Origin of the sequence: Streptomyces sp. DH12, assembly GCF_020873895.1 — a bacterium.
Lineage (GTDB): Bacteria > Actinomycetota > Actinomycetes > Streptomycetales > Streptomycetaceae > Streptomyces.
Genome location: NZ_JAHWGT010000967.1, coordinates 1 through 463, shown reverse-complemented (window position 1 = coordinate 463; position 463 = coordinate 1). Strand labels below are relative to the sequence as shown.

General features: G+C 68.9%; 1 protein-coding gene. It reads left to right on the top strand.

Annotated features, from left to right (window positions below):
• Positions 1–100 precede the first annotated feature (100 nt).
• Positions 101–463, top strand: a 363-nt coding sequence (locus LPA54_RS38020) for a uracil-DNA glycosylase (RefSeq protein WP_368857903.1), incomplete at its 3' end; no start/stop codon positions are given.

Genomic DNA, 463 nt, shown 5'->3' with positions numbered 1-463 from the left:
AGCTGGTAGAGCGCCCTGGCAGCCGGCCGCGAGGCCGGCTGTCAGTGGTCGCCGGTAGGTTCTGAGAGCTGGAAACGACCACGTGAGCAAGGGAATCGACGTGACCGACATCGCCATGCTGCCCGAGTCCTGGCGCGGGGTTCTGGGTGACGAGCTGCAGCAGCCCTACTTCAAGGAGCTGACCGAGTTCGTCGAGGAGGAGCGGGCGCGCGGTCCCGTCTATCCGCCCCGCGAGGAGGTCTTCGCGGCGCTGGAGGCCACGCCGTACGACGAGGTGAAGGTCCTGGTGCTCGGCCAGGACCCGTACCACGGGGAGGGCCAGGGACACGGGCTGTGCTTCTCGGTCCGGCCCGGGGTGAAGATCCCGCCGTCCCTGCGGAACATCTACAAGGAGCTGCACGCCGATCTGGGCACGCCCGTCCCGGACAACGGCTATCTGATGCCGTGGGCCCGGCAGGGCGTG